Origin of the sequence: Paenibacillus sp. GD4, assembly GCF_030846225.1 — a bacterium.
GTDB lineage: Bacteria > Bacillota > Bacilli > Paenibacillales > NBRC-103111 > Paenibacillus_G > Paenibacillus_G silviterrae.
In genome coordinates, this window is sequence record NZ_JAVCYK010000001.1 from 1,860,382 (window position 1) to 1,877,417 (window position 17,036).

18 protein-coding genes are annotated in these 17,036 nt (G+C 56.1%); 11 read left to right on the top strand and 7 right to left on the bottom strand.

What is annotated here, in order from left to right:
• Positions 1-94 precede the first annotated feature (94 nt).
• The 4 genes from RAC89_RS08665 to RAC89_RS08680 all read left to right on the top strand — a co-directional run bounded on the left by RAC89_RS08665 (position 95) and on the right by RAC89_RS08680 (position 4,189).
• Positions 95-1,183, top strand: a complete 1,089-nt coding sequence (locus RAC89_RS08665; protein WP_306613043.1) for a GerAB/ArcD/ProY family transporter — start codon at positions 95-97, stop codon at positions 1,181-1,183.
• Positions 1,184-1,219: 36 nt separating this feature from the next.
• Positions 1,220-2,659, top strand: coding sequence for a spore germination protein (locus RAC89_RS08670; RefSeq protein WP_306613045.1), 1,440 nt, complete (start codon positions 1,220-1,222; stop codon positions 2,657-2,659).
• Between the two features lie 14 nt (positions 2,660-2,673).
• The gene (locus RAC89_RS08675; RefSeq protein WP_306613047.1) at positions 2,674-3,840 is read left to right on the top strand and encodes a Ger(x)C family spore germination protein; all 1,167 of its coding nucleotides are present in this window, start codon (positions 2,674-2,676) and stop codon (positions 3,838-3,840) included.
• A gap of 88 nt (positions 3,841-3,928) precedes the next feature.
• A complete protein-coding gene (locus RAC89_RS08680) occupies positions 3,929-4,189 on the top strand; it encodes a GlsB/YeaQ/YmgE family stress response membrane protein (RefSeq protein ID WP_306613048.1) in 261 nt (86 codons plus the stop codon).
• A 99-nt stretch (positions 4,190-4,288) separates the two neighbouring features.
• Here RAC89_RS08680 and RAC89_RS08685 read toward each other — a convergent pair whose 3' ends face one another.
• From RAC89_RS08685 to RAC89_RS08695, 3 genes are read right to left on the bottom strand one after another with little or no spacing between them, the layout of a single operon-like run.
• Complete coding sequence (locus tag RAC89_RS08685; RefSeq protein WP_306613050.1) at positions 4,289-5,068, bottom strand: sigma-70 family RNA polymerase sigma factor; 780 nt, start codon at positions 5,066-5,068, stop codon at positions 4,289-4,291.
• Complete coding sequence (rsbW, locus tag RAC89_RS08690) at positions 5,065-5,508, bottom strand: anti-sigma B factor RsbW (RefSeq protein ID WP_284642099.1); 444 nt, start codon at positions 5,506-5,508, stop codon at positions 5,065-5,067. The genes RAC89_RS08685 and rsbW overlap by 4 nt, the downstream gene beginning before the upstream one ends.
• Before the next feature lie 44 nt (positions 5,509-5,552).
• Positions 5,553-5,888: an STAS domain-containing protein gene (locus tag RAC89_RS08695; RefSeq protein WP_284642101.1), complete on the bottom strand. Its 336-nt coding sequence runs from the start codon at positions 5,886-5,888 to the stop codon at positions 5,553-5,555.
• 222 nt (positions 5,889-6,110) lie between these two features.
• Here RAC89_RS08695 and RAC89_RS08700 point away from each other — a divergent pair, with 222 nt between their 5' ends.
• From RAC89_RS08700 to RAC89_RS08730, 7 genes are all read left to right on the top strand, one after another.
• A complete protein-coding gene (locus tag RAC89_RS08700; RefSeq protein ID WP_306613052.1) occupies positions 6,111-6,572 on the top strand; it encodes a Dps family protein in 462 nt (153 codons plus the stop codon).
• Between the two features lie 224 nt (positions 6,573-6,796).
• Positions 6,797-8,449 (top strand): sensor histidine kinase, encoded by a 1,653-nt coding sequence (locus RAC89_RS08705; protein WP_373430010.1) that lies wholly within the window; start codon positions 6,797-6,799, stop codon positions 8,447-8,449.
• Positions 8,450-8,605: 156 nt separating this feature from the next.
• Positions 8,606-9,493, top strand: a complete 888-nt coding sequence (locus RAC89_RS08710) for an aldo/keto reductase (RefSeq protein ID WP_306613054.1) — start codon at positions 8,606-8,608, stop codon at positions 9,491-9,493.
• A gap of 6 nt (positions 9,494-9,499) precedes the next feature.
• Positions 9,500-10,567: a BMP family lipoprotein gene (locus RAC89_RS08715; protein ID WP_306613055.1), complete on the top strand. Its 1,068-nt coding sequence runs from the start codon at positions 9,500-9,502 to the stop codon at positions 10,565-10,567.
• A gap of 14 nt (positions 10,568-10,581) precedes the next feature.
• Positions 10,582-12,147: an ABC transporter ATP-binding protein gene (locus RAC89_RS08720; RefSeq protein WP_306613056.1), complete on the top strand. Its 1,566-nt coding sequence runs from the start codon at positions 10,582-10,584 to the stop codon at positions 12,145-12,147.
• Positions 12,140-13,216: an ABC transporter permease gene (locus RAC89_RS08725; protein ID WP_306613057.1), complete on the top strand. Its 1,077-nt coding sequence runs from the start codon at positions 12,140-12,142 to the stop codon at positions 13,214-13,216. The genes RAC89_RS08720 and RAC89_RS08725 overlap by 8 nt, the downstream gene beginning before the upstream one ends.
• Before the next feature lie 3 nt (positions 13,217-13,219).
• Positions 13,220-14,182, top strand: coding sequence for an ABC transporter permease (locus RAC89_RS08730; RefSeq protein WP_306613059.1), 963 nt, complete (start codon positions 13,220-13,222; stop codon positions 14,180-14,182).
• A 79-nt stretch (positions 14,183-14,261) separates the two neighbouring features.
• On the opposite strand, the gene RAC89_RS08735 is transcribed toward RAC89_RS08730, so the two are convergent.
• The 4 genes from RAC89_RS08735 to RAC89_RS08750 form a co-directional block, all read right to left on the bottom strand.
• On the bottom strand, positions 14,262-14,729 hold the full coding sequence (locus RAC89_RS08735) for an ATP-binding protein (RefSeq protein WP_306613060.1): 468 nt from the start codon (positions 14,727-14,729) through the stop codon (positions 14,262-14,264).
• The gene (locus RAC89_RS08740; protein WP_306613061.1) at positions 14,726-15,061 is read right to left on the bottom strand and encodes an STAS domain-containing protein; all 336 of its coding nucleotides are present in this window, start codon (positions 15,059-15,061) and stop codon (positions 14,726-14,728) included. Before RAC89_RS08740 ends, RAC89_RS08735 begins: the two co-directional genes overlap by 4 nt.
• Before the next feature lie 116 nt (positions 15,062-15,177).
• Complete coding sequence (locus RAC89_RS08745; RefSeq protein ID WP_306613062.1) at positions 15,178-15,729, bottom strand: hypothetical protein; 552 nt, start codon at positions 15,727-15,729, stop codon at positions 15,178-15,180.
• Between the two features lie 80 nt (positions 15,730-15,809).
• On the bottom strand, positions 15,810-17,003 hold the full coding sequence (locus tag RAC89_RS08750; protein ID WP_306613064.1) for a glucose-1-phosphate adenylyltransferase: 1,194 nt from the start codon (positions 17,001-17,003) through the stop codon (positions 15,810-15,812).
• Between the last annotated feature and the right edge of the window lie 33 nt (positions 17,004-17,036).

The window sequence follows — 17,036 nt, forward strand, 5'->3', positions numbered from 1 at the left end:
AAAAAGTTCATCCTAGCCGACAAAGAAATGCATAATCATGGCAAAAGATTCCGCATACTACCCTTGATGCGATATTTACCAAGGGAGGACGACGATGACCAAGCGAACCATTACCCCATTGCAGGCCTACATGATGCTGATTCTTGTCATCGGGGTGAATAATCATGTGATCCTTCTGCCCTTCCTGCTCGAAACCGCGAAGCGGGATTCCTGGATGGCTGTCGTCATTATGATCATCCCCGCCCTTTTATGGGCCCTCCTTTGGTACGGCATGATCAAGCGTTCCGACCGGCTGCCGATCCTCCACTGGATTCGGATGCGTTACGGAACCTTCGCTGCGATGATTGTAGCCCTTCCGGTTCTTCTTCTGCTGCTCGCTTCGATATTTGTTTCCCTGAGAGATACCGCCATGTGGACGCACGTATCCTATCTGCCCCTGACTCCATTGTCCGTCATCGGCGCCACCTTCCTCCTGCTTTGTGTGCTTGCCGCGATGGCGGGAATCGAATCCATAGCGATTATTTCCGGCATCTTCCTTCCGGGTGTCGTTCTGCTCGGGTATTTCGTCATGTTTACGAATTTTCAGTTCAAGGACTATTCGCTGCTCACGCCGCTATTCACTCATGGCATTGGCCCTACGATGCAAGCACTTCCTTATCTCGGAGAGGCGACCGGCGAGCTGATGCTTTTATTGTTTATTCAGCACCATGTCAAAGGCCCGATTCGGCTAATGCCGCTGCTGTCCGTGGTGCTCATTTTGTCGGGACTTACCATAGGACCGCTAATGGGCTCCATTTCTTTATTCGGACCGTTCGAATCCGCGCATCTCAGATACCCGGCCTTCGAGCAATGGAGAATGGTGATGATCGGCAAATTCATCTCCCATCTGGACTTCCTCTCCATCTACCAATGGCTCTCGGGCGCTTTTATCCGAATCTCACTTATGCTGTTTATATTGTCAGACATCATTCCTTTGAAGCAGAGGCGTTACCGGAACGGCATCCTTATCGGAGCTGCCGCACTGATTATGGGCGTCAGCCTGCTTGAGCTTAGCGATATGGAGTTTATGCAGCTGTTAAAGCAGGTGTATTATCCGTCCCTATTCGCTATCTGGATACTGCTCACGGCGCTTATCGCCCTATTTGCATTTCTTCCGGCAGCGAAGAAGGAAGTAACGTCTTAACCCACAATCGGAATTACATCAGTAGGAGGGAAGCTCATGGAGCGTTGGGACGAACAAAGGCTGCGGAACTTTTTTGCCCAATCGTCGGATGTCCAGATACATCATCATCAGCTGGGAGAGCCCGGCAGACTGCATAGCGTGGTGCTGCTGTATTGCGAAGGGATGGCGGATACGGAGCAGCTGAACGAGCATGTTCTTCCTTCCCTGAATGTCATGCTCGCCGAGCAGGAGCCGGGACTGCTGACGGAGACATTATCCCAGAACCAGCTGCAGCTGACTTCACTTCCCTTCTCGCCTTTCCAGGATGCGGTGACCCGGATCTATTCCGGGCACTTGCTGCTGCTGTTCGAGAAGGAGCAGCTGCTCTACTCGCTCGACATTGCGAAGCTCCCTCAACGAACGCCCGAGGAATCCAGCACGGAAGTTTCGGTAAAGGGCCCGAGGGATGCCTTCACGGAGGAGCTCGCAATCAATACGGCGCTAATCCGCAAGCGGATTCGAAGCAACAGCTTGTGCAACGAATCCTTCCAGATCGGCCGAAGGAGCAATACCCGAGTCTCCTTGATGTACATAGACGATGTGTCCGACGCTGCCATAGTGGAAGAAGCCCGGAGCAGACTCCGGCGGGTAAATGTGGATGCCTTGCTCGGCAGCTCCCAGCTGGAAGAGATGCTTGCGGATACGAAATATCCGCTGTTCCCGCTGTTCGATTATATCGGAAGACCTGACTTCGTGGCTCAAAGTCTGCTGCGGGGTCGCCTTGCCATTCTGGTTGACGGCTCCCCGATGGTGCTCATCGGTCCTGCGAATTTAACCGCCATTCTGAAATCTCCGGAGGATATGTACCTCCCCTTCTATTTCGTGTCTCTTGAACGGCTGCTGCGATTAATCGGCCTGCTGATCGCAATTTTGCTGCCCGGCTTCTGGGTTGCTCTCACGTCGTTCCATATGGATCAGCTTCCCTTCCCGCTGCTGGCTACCATTACCTCCTCGAAGCTGGGACTACCGATGTCCGGCTCGCTGGATCTGTACTTCATGCTCGGTCTGTTCGAGCTGTTTCGGGAGGCGGGGCTAAGGCTTCCCCGTGCCGTAGGACAAACGGTAGCTGTGGTAGGAGGCCTGATCGTCGGTGACGCAGCCATTCAAGCGGGAGTCACCTCCCCGACGACGCTGGTTGTATCGGCATTAACGGCGGTTTCCTCGTTTACCCTGGTGAATCAGTCCTTGAATGGAACCGTTTCGGTGCTGCGGTTTTTTATTTTGACCTGCGCTTCCTTGCTCGGCATGTACGGGTTTTTCATGGGGATCTTCGCCACGGTTTTATACTTATCCGTGCAGCGGTCGTTCGGCGTTTCTTATCTTGCGCCGATTTCTCCTCCCTCCTGGAAGGAATGGCCCCAGGCTTTGCTGCAGCTTCCCTTGCGGCTGCAGCCCAAAATCCCCGCCTTTCTGCGGTCCAGGAAACCTAACCGGTAAGGAGGAGCTGATTCATGCGCAGCATATACTGGAGAACGGCGGCGCTCATCAGTAGTCTTCTGCTGCTGTCCGGCTGCTGGGACGTGAAGACGATGCAGGATATCAACTACAGTACGGCGGTCGGGATCGATTATATAGACGGGAAGTACGTGGTTTACGTACAGCTGCTGGATTTCACGAATGTAGCCAAGCAGCAGGGGGGCGGCAAGCCTGGTCAAGAGGCTCCGGTCTTCGTAGGGACAGGGAAAGGTAAAAGCTTAGCGGAGGCGTTTCACGATATCAATCGCGCCGCACAGCAGGAAATGTTCTGGGGCCACGTATCGGCCTTGGTCATCGGTGATAAGCTTCTTCGGAAGGGACTTCGCGCAGAGGACTTTGATAGTATGATCCGTTTCAGGGAAATCCGCTTCTCCCAATGGGTCTATGGGACGAAATCGTCGATCGTCGATATTTTCAGCACCAAATCGTTCTTTAACCTGTCCTCCCTCTCCACCATATTGCATCAGCCCGAGATGAATCACCGCCAAAGCTCGACGATCATCCCTATGCGATATCAGCGGTTCATAGCGGAGCTGCGAGAGCCGGGCAACACCGTGCTTCTCCCCTCCTTGGGAATCACCCGCAAAAGTTGGAAGATGGATGAGAAGGACGAGCCGCTGCTGTATAAGGACGGTGTCTATGCCCTGTACAAGGATCATCCTGCCGTCTATTTCCCTCTGGAGCAAGGGATCGGTACCCGGTGGGTAGAAAGGGACACCGATAGGGTGACCCTGAGCCTCTCCGTTGACGGGCTGCCGACTTCATCGTTGGTGTGCAGAAACCCGGTGCGTGCCATCAAGTCCGAGGTGACGGGCGGTAAGGCGAGCTTTCGCATCGAGGGCCATGTCGGCTGCCGCATCAACGAGTTGACCGGGGAGGAATCGGACGAGCTTCTTAAACAGCAGGCCCAGAAGGAAATCGCAAAGGAGATTACCTCCGCCTTCCAAGCGGGTAAAGATAAGCAATCGGATGTGCTGAGACTTGAGCACGTCCTTTATAAGCAGGATTTCAAGGCGTGGGCCAGGCTTACCGATTACGGGAAGAAGCCACTAGCGGACTATAGCCTGAAGTCGATCCATTGGAACATCGACCTGCTTCACTCGGGCATGTATAGAAAAGAGCAGGATGGGTCTGATTATTAACGGCTCCCTGATTTGGTTCATCGCCGGCCAAAGCGGGTAATATCAGGACAAGCGAAATCATCTTACGTGATGAAAGGAGCTGCTTGCCATGATGAGCTTGCTGATTACTCTGCTGATGGCGATGGTGATCGGAACCGTAGGTTCCGCCGTTGCACCGGGCACCATGCCCGGCGGTATTCTCGGCGCCATGCTGGCCGGCTTCGCCGGCGCTTGGATCGGCTATTGGCTGCTAGGGTCGTGGGGACCGATCATTGCCGGCTTTGCGGTTATTCCCTCCGTGCTCGGCGCGGCGCTGTTTACCCTTCTGCTCGGTCTGATTTCCCGAGGCTCCGCAAACCGGAGAGCCTGATGATGGATAAGCGGTTATTCCTCTTGGAGACCGGGGGAGAACCGCTTTTTTTGTTACGAAACGGCACAAAGCAAACACGCCCTCGATCAAGGACGTGTTCTACGATTCCTTCCCTCCGGCGGACTCCTGAAAGAACGCCTTCAGCTTATCCAAGGCCCGCTTCTGAATCCGGGATACGCTCATCTGCGATACGTTCAGCTGCGCCGCAATCGTTCGCTGAGACTGCCCCTCGACATAGGCAAGCTGGAGCACCTTCTGCTCCTCCGGCTTAAGATGAACCAGCGCCTCCTGTAGATCCAATCGCGTTTCGACCAGCTGGTAAGCGTCGCTTAAGGAGCCGATCACATCGCCGATGGTCGATCCGTTATCCTCCGAGGACAGCGGCGTGTCCAGCGAAACATAATGATAATATTCGCGGCCGGCGAGAATTTCGATCGTCTCCTCCACCGACAGCCCCATCTCCGCAGCGATTTCGTCGACATTCGGCGACCGTTCCAGGCGCACCGTCAACGTGTCGATAATTTGCTGGATCTGATTTCCTTTTTCCTTGATCCGCCGAGGCACCTGCACATACCAGGATTTATCACGGAGATAATTTTTCATATGGCCGATGACACTTTTCATCATATATGCCTCGAACTGTACGCCCAAGGAAAAATCAAATTGCTTCAAAAGACGAAGCACAGACATCTGCCCCACTTGGTAGAGGTCCTCGAAGAGATCGGGGCGATTGCGCGACATTTTGCCGGCTGCCATTTTCACCATTGGTTCATAATGCTGCAGCAAGACGGTCGCGGTTTCGTTACAGCCCGTCTTCTGATAGTGGAGTATCAACTCCTCAGCGCGCTGGCCTTCGAATCGCTCCGAGTGCATATTCATACCATTTCCTCGCTTTGGCTGACCGTCTTCGTCAGAATCACCTCGGTGCCGTTGCCGGTTTTTACTTCGACGTGATCCATCAGAGCCTGCATCAGATAAATACCGAGCCCGCCCACATTGATTTCGTTCAAGCTCTTGTCATGCAGCGAGCCGGCCTTGCTTGCTTTCTCGGCGTAATCGAAGCTCGGTCCCTGATCCTTCACGGAAATACTCAGTGCCGATCCCACGCGCTCAAAGCATACTTCCATGCTGCCCGGCATCCCGGGGTCGTAGGCATGAACAACCACATTGTTGCATGCCTCGGCAACAGCCACCTTCATGTCCTCGATTTCCTCATAGGAGAATCCGAGCTTGGAAGCGATGCCGTACAGCGTAAGCCGGACCAGATCAATATATTCCGCCTGTGCGGGTACGGTCAAATGTACTTTTTCCGGTTTCATACTCTCGCTTCGATCCTTTCTATAACCGTTAATTGGGCCGTGCCTCAGCTGGCGTTGGTCTCGCTTATATGCAAGAACGGCGTGATGCCGGTCAAGTCGAACAGGCGTTTGATTTTGGGAGGAATCTCCTCCACCCGAAATTCGGCCTTCAGTACATCTCTTGCCTTCAACACCGATACAATCACACCGATCCCGGTGCTGTCAATGTATTGGAGCTGCTTCAGGTTCAAAACCAGCCTTCGGTCGGTATCCGCTACGAAGGGGTCAAGCGCCTGCCGCAAATCGCCCACCTTGGACAAGTCCAGCTCCCCCTGCAGTGAAACGATATTCGCAAGCTCCGTTCGTTCCGTTTGTAATTGAAAGTCACGGTCTGGAGTCATTGGTTGCCTCCACCTCCACATGTACTCATTCTCCTATTCTTAACCGGATTTCCGTCTATTGAAACATCGGCTTGCCCCTGTTTCGCTCCCCTGTTCTGAGGTTAAATGATGGACAAGCGGACACGAGACCAAGTGTTCGCTGTGATACGGACGGTCCGGGTGCTGCTGCGCCGGCCCGGGCTGTCCGCCCAATATTTCAAATGAATAAGGAGGACTCTGAAGATGACAAATCCAACATTGGCGGCAAACCAAGTAGAACTGAATCGATTGCTGAACCGGCAGGTGGCGAATTGGGCTGTACTCTACATAAAGATTCACCAATACCATTGGTTTGTCAAAGGAGCCTACTTCTTTCAGCTGCATACGAAGTTCGAGGAGCTGTACCAGGAGGCGGACCGCTTTCTGGACGAGCTGGCGGAGCGGGTGCTGGCGCTCGGCGGCGTCCCGGTCTCAACGATGAGAGAATTCATGGAGGCTGCCTCGATCCGGGAGGATAGCCATGACCTGTCGGCGGAACGGATGGTAATACAGCTTACGGACGATTTTCGCCAATTGCTCGGAGAATTGACGGAAACGATGGCAGCGGCGGAGGATGCGCATGACGAAGGAACGATCGATCTGCTGGTGGACATTCGATCCAAGCTGGAGAAGCATGTCTGGATGCTGCAGTCCTTTGTAGACTAAGCTTCGGACCGAATGAACGGGCAAAGCCTTGCACAGCAAGGCTTTGCCCGTTTTTTTTGCTGATCTTTTTTCATGTGATCGGTAAACAGAAGTAAAAAAATATTTTATTTTACTAATGATACGTTCATAGCTAAACTATATTATGTAACGAATAATTACACCAAGGGTGACTATTTCTTATGCTCTCTGTCCTGTATCTTAATGCGGCTTTGCTGCTTTCCCACATGTTTTTGATTCATCGCCTCAATCATACATTACAAAGGTACAGACAGGATGTACGGTTCAGTTCGATGTTTTATGGTATCCTTTACGGTGTCGTCGGTAATCTCCTCATGTATTATTCAATCCATTTACAGGACGGAGGCATTCTTGACCTCCGTTTCCTTTCCATTATGCTCGCAGGGAAACTAGGCGGCGTTCCAGGCGCTCTGATCAGCTCCCTCATTGTCGCCGCAGGCCGGATTCTGCTGTTCCCCCTATCCGAGGCCGCGGTCACAAGTTCCCTGCTTACCGTCGTCGGTGGTATAGCAACCGCTATCTTAGCGTATTTCTACCGGTCCCTTCGTCTAAGTCATTGGGCTCTGCTGATGTTTTTTTATCTTGCCGCTTCCATTATCGGCTTTACGTTCCTCCTTACGTCCCGTGAGCTTTTAACGACCATCATCATCGAGTTCATCATCTTTAATACCTCCGTCGGAAGCATGGCTTATTATTTTTGCGTGTATTTAGAAAACGCGGAAAAGGCTCGGGAGAAGCTGCAGCGCAGCAGCCGAACCGATGCCTTGACCGGCTTAAGCAATTTTCGGGGACTTCAATCGCAGCTGCAAGCTCTGCTTAAGCAAACCTCCTCATCGAAGATTTCCCCTCACCTTTTCCTGCTGGACGGCAAAGAGACCCGGCTTTTGAACGTCAAGCTCGGTTACAAGGAAGTTAACCGGCTGTTAGTCCTTGCGGCAGAGGTGCTTCAGGAGTATCTGCCCGGGGCTTATTCGATTGCCCGATATAACGGGGATAAGTTTGTCATTCTCATCGACGGCCTTCAGCAGCAAAGAACCCGTCATTTTCTTCTTAATGAATTGCCGAGATATTGCGGTCTGCAATTCGAAACCTTGTCCTTGGAGCTAAGAGCCGGGATTTCCGAGCAAGAGATCGTCGCCGTCATGGAGGATCAGATGCTCATGAGCAAGAAGGAGCGATGGAAGAAAGAAGAGGAGCGGCTCTTGCACAATGAGAAGCTCAAAACCGTGGGTGAAATGGCAGCAGGACTAGCCCACGAAATTCGCAATCCGCTTACCTCCGTGAAAGGCTTCCTCCAGATCGGGAAGCAGCAGGGCGATGTAGGCAAATATTACGACATCATCCTGGAGGAGGTGGGCCGAATGAATGAGCTGACCAAAGAGTTCCTGCAATTCTCCAGACCGAATGCCGCCGATGTCATGAGCATCGCTTTGCTGGAATGCGTCAACAGGGCTTTGCAGCTAGCGGAATCCCAGGCACTGCGTCTCGGGCATCAATTGCAGTGGGAGGGCGCTTCGGCAGCGATCACCGTGCGGGCGGATCCGAACAAGCTGGTGCAGGTACTGCTGAACCTAATGCAGAACGGACTGGAGGCGATGCCGGAGTCCGGTACCTTGCGCGTTACGATGTATGAGAGCCCGGAACGGTTCGCCGTGGTGGAAATCACCGACACCGGCACCGGGATCCCCGAGGATCAGCTGGAGCAAATCTTCCATCCTTTCTTCAGCACCAAGGAATCGGGAACCGGTCTCGGCTTATCCATCTGTCAGAAAATCATTCAGGACCACCGGGGCACCCTCCGCGTCCGCAGCAAGGTTGGCTTGGGTACCACCTTTACCCTTAGCCTTCCGTGTGCGTAGTTTCCTTGCACCGCCTCCCATAAGCTATCCTCCGGTACTTCCCCAGCCGGCGGATAGCTTTTTCTCGTTTTCCACACATTACATAAGAAACCAAAGCTTGAAGAATACTACCCATGCTGAAGCCATGACTTTCATACGACAGGGGGAAGCCCTCTTTTGCAAACAAGACAATTCGGTACAACGGGCCTCCGGTTCCCGATCCTGAGCTTCGGCGCCCAGCGGATCGTCGATGCTCACGGCTGCAGCGAGGAGGAGGCGATCCGGATCGTGCATCGCGCGATCGATGAGGGCATCACCTACTTCGATACGGCGCCGAGCTACTCGAAGGGCCAATCGGAGGAGCGGCTCGGCAAGGCGCTCTCTCAGGACGGCCGCCGCAATCGCATCCATCTTGCCACGAAGACCCACGACCGGACGCGCGACGGCTCCTGGCGGCTGCTTGAAGAGAGCCTGAAGCGGCTGCAGACGGACCACGTCGACGAGTGGCGGCTCCACAACGTGGCGTCGATGGAGGAGCTGGATCGCTGCTTCGCCAAGGACGGAGCCATGCAGGCTATGCGGGAAGCAAAGGAACAGGGGCTCGTGAAGCTGGCCAGCATCAGCGGTCATACGAACCCGGATGTGCAGATCACGGCGCTGCAGCGGTATCCCTTCGACAGTGCGCTTGTTGCGCTTTCGGTTGTGGATGCGTTCCTCTACAGCTTCGAGCATGAGTTTCTGCCGGTAGCGGCCGAGCAAGGTACGGCCGTCATCGGCATGAAGGTGCTTGGGCTCGGCAAGCTCGCTACCTGGTACGAGCAGGCGCTGCGCTATACATGGTCGCTTCCGATTTCCACCGCCATCATAGGCATGGAGACGATGGAGCAGCTGGAGCGGAATCTGGAGGCGGCCCGGAGCTTCCAGCCTCTCACTGAGATCGAGCGCGCGCTTCTGTGGAAGGAAACCGCGCCGCTCATCGATCCGGGTGTCATGAAGTGGAAGGCTGCCGCATGGGAATCAAATGAATGGTACATACGCCAGAAAACAACACCAACGGAGGGATAAGCTGATATGAACAAATGGATGACCTTAAGTCTGACCGCTGTCCTGGCGCTCGGCTTCACGTTAAGCGGCTGCGGGAAAACAGCAGCGCCGCAAACCGGTAATACGAATCAAGGCGCAGGCGGCGGAGCGGGAACGGCTGCCGGGGGAGGCGAAAAGCCTGGCGCCGCTTTCAATATCGGGATGGTCACGGACGTCGGCGGCGTGAACGATAACTCCTTCAACCAAAGCGCCTGGGCCGGCCATCAGAAGCTCGAGAAGGATACCGGGGCGAAGGTCAAATATATTCAAAGTAAAAGCGATGCCGAGTACGTTCCCAACCTGACACAGCTGGTAAAAGCCAACTTCAACCTTACCTGGGGCATCGGATTGATGCTGGGCGATGCCGTCGCCACCGTGGCGAAGCAGAACCCGGAAGCCAAGCTGGCCATCGTGGATAATGTGGTCTCGGCGCCGAATGTGGTGTCAGTCACCTTCGCAGAGAACGAAGGGTCGTATCTGGTCGGCGTGGTTGCCGGACTGATGACCAAATCGAACAAGATCGGCTTCGTCGGCGGGATCGACCTTCCGGTAATCAAGAAGTTCGAGGCCGGCTTTAAGGCCGGCGTAACGGCGGTAAATCCGAATGCAACCGTCACGGTCAACTATACCGGCGCGTTCGATAAGCCTGACCTCGGGAAGGCGGCGGCAGCGACGATCTATAACTCCGGAGCGGATATCATCTTCCACGCTTCCGGCGCTACCGGCAACGGCGTATTCAATGAAGCGAAGGACCGGGTAAAAGCCGGCAGCAAGGTGTGGGTTATCGGCGTCGATCAGGATCAGTCGCTCATTTTTGGCGATGATGTAACGCTGACCTCCATGATGAAGCGTGTAGATACCGCCGTGTACAAGGTATCGGGCGATGTCATTCAAGGGAAGTTCCCCGGCGGGACGACGATCGTGCTCGGTCTGAAGGAAGACGGCGTAGGCCTGTCCGAAACTTCGAAGAAGAATGTGCCGGCTGACGTGCTGGCGAAGGTCGAGGAATACAAGCAGCGCATTGTGAAGGGCGAGATCAAAGTACCGGAAAAATAGGCGGTGAAGAAAGCATGGCGGCAGGAGAAGCCAGAGAGACAATAGTGGAGATGCGTGGCATAACGAAACGTTTCCCCGGCATTGTAGCCAACGACGGAATCAGCCTTACCCTGCGCAAGGGCGAAATCCTGGCGCTGCTCGGCGAGAACGGCGCCGGTAAATCGACGCTGATGAATATCCTGTTCGGGCTGTACCAGCCGGACGAAGGCGAGATTCGCATCGGCGGCCGTCCGGTGACCATCACCGGGCCCAAGGAAGCGATCCGGCTCGGCCTCGGCATGGTGCATCAGCACTTCAAGCTGGTGCAGCCGTTCACTGTAACCGAGAATATCATTCTCGGCACGGAGCCGAAGCAGGGGCTGCGTATCGATTACCGGAGCGCGGAACGGCAGGTGACGGAGCTGTCGGAGAGGTACGGGCTGCGAGTCGACCCGAAGGCCTACATCCATGATATCTCCGTCGGCATGCAGCAGCGGGTTGAGATCGTCAAGACGCTGTACCGCGGGGCCGACATTCTCATCTTCGACGAGCCGACCGCCGTGCTGACCCCTCAGGAGATACAGGAGCTGATGGAAATCCTGCGGATGCTGGTGAAGGAAGGCAAATCCATCATCATCATTACGCACAAGCTGAAGGAAATTATGGCGATCGCCGACCGGGTGACCATCATCCGGCGCGGCAAGGTGATCGATACGCTGAAGGTGACGGAGACGAACCCGGACGAGCTCGCGGAGAAGATGGTCGGCCGCCACGTCACCTTCGAGCTGGACAAGACCGATGCGCGGCCCGGCGAGCCGGTCCTTAGCGTCCGGGATGTGACCGCCCGAGGGGCGAATCAGGTGCCGGTACTGAGCGGCGTCACCTTCGAGGTGCGGCGCGGCGAGATTCTGGGGCTTGCCGGCGTCGACGGCAACGGCCAAAGCGAGCTGATCGAGGCGCTCGCAGGGCTGCGTCCTATTGAGCAGGGAAGCATCACGCTGAACGGCAAACCTATCTCCGGACTGGATCCGCGCAGGGTCGCCGAGGCAGGGGTCGGCCATATCCCGGAGGACCGGCATAAGCGCGGGCTGGTGCTTGACTTCTCGATGTCGGAGAACATGGTGCTGAAGACGTACTATCAGCCAGCCTACAGCCAAGGCGGCTTCTTGAACCGGGAAGCCATTGACCGGCAGGCGAGGCGGTTGATCGCCGAATTCGATGTGCGGACTCCCGGGACGCATACCCCTGCCCGCGCGTTGTCCGGGGGCAACCAGCAGAAGGCGATCATTGCCCGCGAGATGGATGCCGACCCCGACCTGCTGATCGCCGCACAGCCGACGCGGGGACTGGATGTCGGAGCCATCGAGTTCATCCATAAGCGCTTGGTGGAGCAGCGGGACAAAGGCAAGGGCGTGCTGCTCATCTCGCTGGAGATCGACGAGATTCTCGGCGTGTCGGACCGAATTGCCGTGATCAGCGAAGGCCGCATTGTCGGTATCGTCGATCCGAAGAATACTACAGACCGGGAGCTGGGCCTCATGATGTCCGGTTCCTCGGGCTTATCCGCTCGCGCAGAGGGAGGTGACCTGCTTCGTGAATAAATGGGTACGGGCTTTTACGGCAGATACGGCCTTGGTTCCTCTTGTTGCCATCGTGCTGGGGCTGGCTGCCGGCGCTTTGATCATGCTGGCGGGCGGCTATAACCCGCTTGCCGCTTATGCCGCCCTGCTCGATCGGGTACTTGGCAGTCCTTATAATATCGGCGAGACGATTCGTGAGATTTCTCCGCTCATTCTTACGGGCCTGTCCGTCGCCTTTGCCTTTCGTACGGGCTTATTCAACATCGGCGGCGAAGGGCAGTTCCTGCTCGGTATGATCGGAGCCGTAACGGTGGGCATCAAGCTCGATCTGCCGTTTTGGCTTCATGCGCCTCTCGCTGTGATTGCGGGGGCTGTGCTGGGAGGATTGTGGGGTGGCATCGCGGGATGGCTGAAGGCGGCTCGCGGGGTAAATGAGGTCATCACGACGATAATGCTCAATTGGATTGCGCTGTTCCTGTCCAATTTCATCGTCAGCCGATTTCTGCTGCAGCCCGGCCAACAGCGGACCTACCCGATTCACGAATCGGCGTCTCTTTCGCTGGTACGGCTCTCGGAGTGGTTCGGCAACGCGCGGCTGCACTTAGGGATTCCCATCGCCCTGCTGGCGGCAGCGGTGTTCTATATGCTTCTGTGGAAAACAAAACAAGGCTTCGAGCTCCGCGCCGTCGGACATAACCCGCACGCCGCGGAGTATGCCGGCATGAACGTCAACCGCAATGTGGTGCGGGCCATGTTCATCGGCGGGCTGTTCGCCGGGCTGGCGGGCACCTTCGAGGTGCTGGGCGTCTTTCATTATCACGTCGTTGCCGCCGGATCGCCGGGCTACGGCTTTGACGGCATTGCCGTAGCTTTGCTCGGCGGCAATCATCCGCTTGGCGTGGTGCTGGCGGCAGTCCTGTTCGGCTCCCTAACCTACGGCTCCGCCGGTATGAGCTTCGGCGCGGATGTACCGCCCGAGATCATTCGGGTCATCATCGCCCTGGTCATCTTCTTCGTCGCCTCGCACGGCATCATCCGGTGGATGCTGCGTCCGCTGCTCGGCAAACGAAAACGAGGGGAGGCGGCCTAACGAATGGATACGCTTCGCATTATCGGCGAGCTGCTGCATACGACGCTCGTCTTCTCTACGGCGCTCATCTTTACGTCAATGGGCGGCATCCTCTCCGAGCGATCCGGTGTCGTCAATATCGGGCTTGAGGGGCTGATGGTGTCCGGGGCCTTCGCTTCCGCGGTCGCCACCTGGTCCGCGGAACGGTCGGGGTATGGGGCGATGTCGCCCTGGATCGGGCTTGTGGCTGCATTGCTCTTCGGCATGGCCATCTCGGTTATTCATGCCGTCGCTTCAATCACCTTCAAGGCGGATCAGGTCGTCAGCGGCGTCGTCATCAATTTTCTGGCGCTAGGCCTGTCCGTGTACCTGGTCAAAATCCTGTTCCAAGGCTCCGGCCAAACGGAAACCTTGAATGTGGTGTTTCATAAAATTGCCATTCCCGGCTTGTCGCAAATTCCATTGATCGGGCCGGCCCTGTTCTATGCCTACCCGACGACATACATAGCCCTGCTGCTCGTGGCAGTCATCTGGTATGTTCTGTTCCGCACTCCGTTCGGGCTGCGCCTTCGCGCGGTAGGCGAGCATCCGGGCGCGGCCGATACGGTGGGCATCGCCGTTGTGCGCATCCGCTATCTGGCTGTATTGCTGAGCGGCGCTCTGGGCGGCCTCGGGGGAGCGACGATTACCCTGACCACAACGAGCAACTTCTCGCACAACACGATCTCCGGCCAAGGCTTCATCGCCCTCGCGGCTATGATCTTCGGCAAATGGCACCCGGTCGGTGCGCTTGGCGCGACGATTTTCTTCGGCTTCGCCCAGGCGCTTCGCAACTTCGTTCAGCTCTTCGAAGCGACCAAGCTGATTCCGATGGAGTTCCTGTTCATGCTGCCGTACGTTTTAACGATTCTCGTCCTGGCTGGTGCCGTGGGCCGTGCCTCTGCGCCTTCCGCCCTCGGTGAACCCTACGATCCCGGCAAACGATAGCGGATGGTACAGGATTCTACCGGTCCGCAGCAAAAAGGCCTCGAGTGCATCCCTTCGGGATCACTTGAGGCCTTTCCTGTTACTCCCGGCGCTTGCAGAGAACAACCTCCTCTGCACCGCCTTCCAGCTTAAGTACGGTGACTTCGTCCACCAGCGACTGCATCAGGAACAAGCCGAGTCCCTCCGTTTCAGGCGGCAAGCCTGGCATGACATTCGGAAATGGAACGGCGGAGGCCCCGTCCTGAAGGCCCGCTCCCGCACCAAGCTTGCCATAGGTTACCGGCTCTCCTTCATGCTGAATCCGCATCCGCAGCTCCTGCCGGCTCCTTTCCAGGGTCAGCCGCAGCTCACCGGCCTTCCCCGGCTCCAGCTGCAGAAGCGCATGCGTGCATGCCTCCGTGACGGCAACCTTCATGTCCTCGATGGCTTCATAGGAGAAGCCCATCTGCGCTGCGGTACCGTAGAGCACCAATCGAATCGTGTCCAGATACGCAGGCATCGCCGGCACCTTCAGCACGACGTCTTTTCCCTTCAAGTCCGGGCTCATGCGCCGCCTCCCTCCAATGTAAGAAACTTGGTCAGGCCGGTCATGTCGAGCAAGCGGCGAATCTTTGCGGGCACCTCCTGAAGCGTGAAGGGCGCATCGGCAGCTTGCCTGATCTTCAGAATGGACACGAGGATTCCGATCCCCGTACTATCAATATACGTGAGCTCCCTCATATTTAGCGTGAGAGGAATCCGATCTTCGGCGGCGAGCGGCTCGATCATACGTCGAAACTCCTCGGACGTGCCGAGATCCAGCTCACCGGCCGCGAACAATACGTTCGCTTCAGGCGTGGAAAGCAGCTTTAAGTGAAACTTATGGATATCATTTTTCATCAATGGTTCGTACCCCCGTTGGAACTGCAAACATTCCTCTCATATCTTATCATGCAGGTCAATCGTTGGAAATTAGTACGTCGGTTAAGATTCGCTAAAGAATCCTTAGGTTTGTCCTATCCTGCAGCCACATGAAAAAAGTCGACCGCTTCGAGCTGCTCGCCCGTTTCGTCCAAGGTAAGCTTCAAAGCCGTTTGACCGTAACGGTATACAAGCCCGTCCTCGCCCACATGATAAGGGTCGCCTAACAGCTCCCGCAGCTCATCAAGCCTCATGTTGACCAAACTGCTGTTGATTTCGATCTGCCGTGCCGCTGCCGGAACCGTAACATACCGCACGAACTGGTCAAGGAGCCCGATGCGGCAGTCCTCATAGATGAGCACCCGCTCGCGTTTATTTTCCGGGGACGTTTCGATCTGCACAGGCTCTCCCTTCATTTCGTAGACGGTTTTCAAATCGTCTTGGATCGCAATGCCGCACACCCTTCCCACTTGCAGCGGCGTCCTGACCTTAACCGTTTCCGATGCCGGCTTGGGAGCGCTGCTCGCCAACGCCACCGGCTGGCTCGTAAGCGGCAGCGTTCGCTCTGCCTGATCATCCGCGCGCAGAAAGGCAGCCCACAGACACATGACGGTAATAACTGGTACGATGTAATGCCAAGTACGCATGAGGCTTCCTCCTTTTCTTAGGTAAAGGAAGGGCAGATTGAGCTCTAAGCTCGCAGACCGATATCCGCCTTCCTTTCCGATCAGCCGATGGGCTCGAAGGTGAATCCCTGCACAGGCATATAGAGCTTAGGCAACAACTCATGCTTTCTTCGTACGATTTCGCGATCGCCGACGACGGCAACAGGCAGATCCGTCAGACGCTCCACATCCGCCCCGTCTTCAATGACGGCGCCTTCGCCGATGATGGCGCCCCGAATCGTTACATTGCGGCCGATTCGTGCATTCGGCATGACGACACACCCCTGCAGCTGGCTTCCCGCACCGATCTCCACCCCGGAGGAGATGACCGACCGCTCCACCTGCCCATGGATGGTGCAATTTCCGCTGATGAGCGACTGGGTGACCTGCGCCGAAGGATCTACGTAGGTTTGGTTCACGGTACGGAGCGGAGTGAGAATCGGCCAAGCCGGATCGTGGAAGCCAAACAGCGGCTTACGCCCGAGAAGATCCATATGTGCATTCCATAAGCTCTCTACGGTTCCTACATCGCGCCAATAGCCTTGGAAGGAATACGTGTGCATCCGTGCCCCGCTGTTCAGCATGGCCGGTATCAGATCCTTGCCGAAGTCATGACTCGTGCCGATCGCCATGGCATCCGCCTTCAGCCAGGCACGGAGCGCCGACCAGCGGAACATGTAGATTCCCATGGAAGCCAGATTGCCCCGGGGCTGAGCCGGCTTTTCCTCGAATTCGATCACGCGCCCGCTTTCATTCGTACGTATAATCCCGAAGCGGGAAGCCTCCCCCGTACTCACAGGGGTAACCGCTAGGGTCACGTCCGCCCCGGAGCGTTGATGCTCCTCCAGCAGCTTCCGGTAATCCATTCGGTAAATGTGATCGCCCGAAAGAATCAAGACATGCTCAGGCTCATAGGTTTCTATATACGGAATGTTCTGATACACCGCGTCCGCAGTGCCTGAGTACCCGCTTTTTCGTATGTGCCGCTGTGTGGAAGGAAGCAAGGTGACCCCGCTCTCCGGCAGCCACGTGTCTCCGCATCCGATATGGTTATGTAAGGATTCCGACTTATACTGAGTAATGACTCCTACAGCCGAAAGACCCGAATTCCGACAGTTGCTAAGCGCAAAATCAATAATGCGGTACGCCCCTCCGAATTGAACGGCCGGCTTCGCCTTCTGCCGCGTCAGCACGCTCAGTCTGCGGCCTTCCCCGCCTGCCAGAAGCATGGCAACACAAGTTTGCGGATTCATCATTTCCCTGCCCCTTTCGTTCCCTGTTCGCTTACT

Coding starts and splice junctions, on each gene's coding strand:
- RAC89_RS08715 (WP_306613055.1), top strand. CDS start 9,500: ATGAACAAATGGATGACCTTAAGTCTGACCGCTGTCCTGGCGCTCGGC.
- RAC89_RS08745 (WP_306613062.1), bottom strand. CDS start 15,729: ATGCGTACTTGGCATTACATCGTACCAGTTATTACCGTCATGTGTCTG.
- RAC89_RS08680 (WP_306613048.1), top strand. CDS start 3,929: ATGATGAGCTTGCTGATTACTCTGCTGATGGCGATGGTGATCGGAACC.
- RAC89_RS08720 (WP_306613056.1), top strand. CDS start 10,582: ATGGCGGCAGGAGAAGCCAGAGAGACAATAGTGGAGATGCGTGGCATA.
- RAC89_RS08665 (WP_306613043.1), top strand. CDS start 95: ATGACCAAGCGAACCATTACCCCATTGCAGGCCTACATGATGCTGATT.
- RAC89_RS08695 (WP_284642101.1), bottom strand. CDS start 5,888: ATGACTCCAGACCGTGACTTTCAATTACAAACGGAACGAACGGAGCTT.
- rsbW (WP_284642099.1), bottom strand. CDS start 5,508: ATGAAACCGGAAAAAGTACATTTGACCGTACCCGCACAGGCGGAATAT.
- RAC89_RS08730 (WP_306613059.1), top strand. CDS start 13,220: ATGGATACGCTTCGCATTATCGGCGAGCTGCTGCATACGACGCTCGTC.
- RAC89_RS08685 (WP_306613050.1), bottom strand. CDS start 5,068: ATGAATATGCACTCGGAGCGATTCGAAGGCCAGCGCGCTGAGGAGTTG.
- RAC89_RS08750 (WP_306613064.1), bottom strand. CDS start 17,003: ATGATGAATCCGCAAACTTGTGTTGCCATGCTTCTGGCAGGCGGGGAA.
- RAC89_RS08740 (WP_306613061.1), bottom strand. CDS start 15,061: ATGAAAAATGATATCCATAAGTTTCACTTAAAGCTGCTTTCCACGCCT.
- RAC89_RS08675 (WP_306613047.1), top strand. CDS start 2,674: ATGCGCAGCATATACTGGAGAACGGCGGCGCTCATCAGTAGTCTTCTG.
- RAC89_RS08670 (WP_306613045.1), top strand. CDS start 1,220: ATGGAGCGTTGGGACGAACAAAGGCTGCGGAACTTTTTTGCCCAATCG.
- RAC89_RS08705 (WP_373430010.1), top strand. CDS start 6,797: ATGTTTTTGATTCATCGCCTCAATCATACATTACAAAGGTACAGACAG.
- RAC89_RS08700 (WP_306613052.1), top strand. CDS start 6,111: ATGACAAATCCAACATTGGCGGCAAACCAAGTAGAACTGAATCGATTG.
- RAC89_RS08735 (WP_306613060.1), bottom strand. CDS start 14,729: ATGAGCCCGGACTTGAAGGGAAAAGACGTCGTGCTGAAGGTGCCGGCG.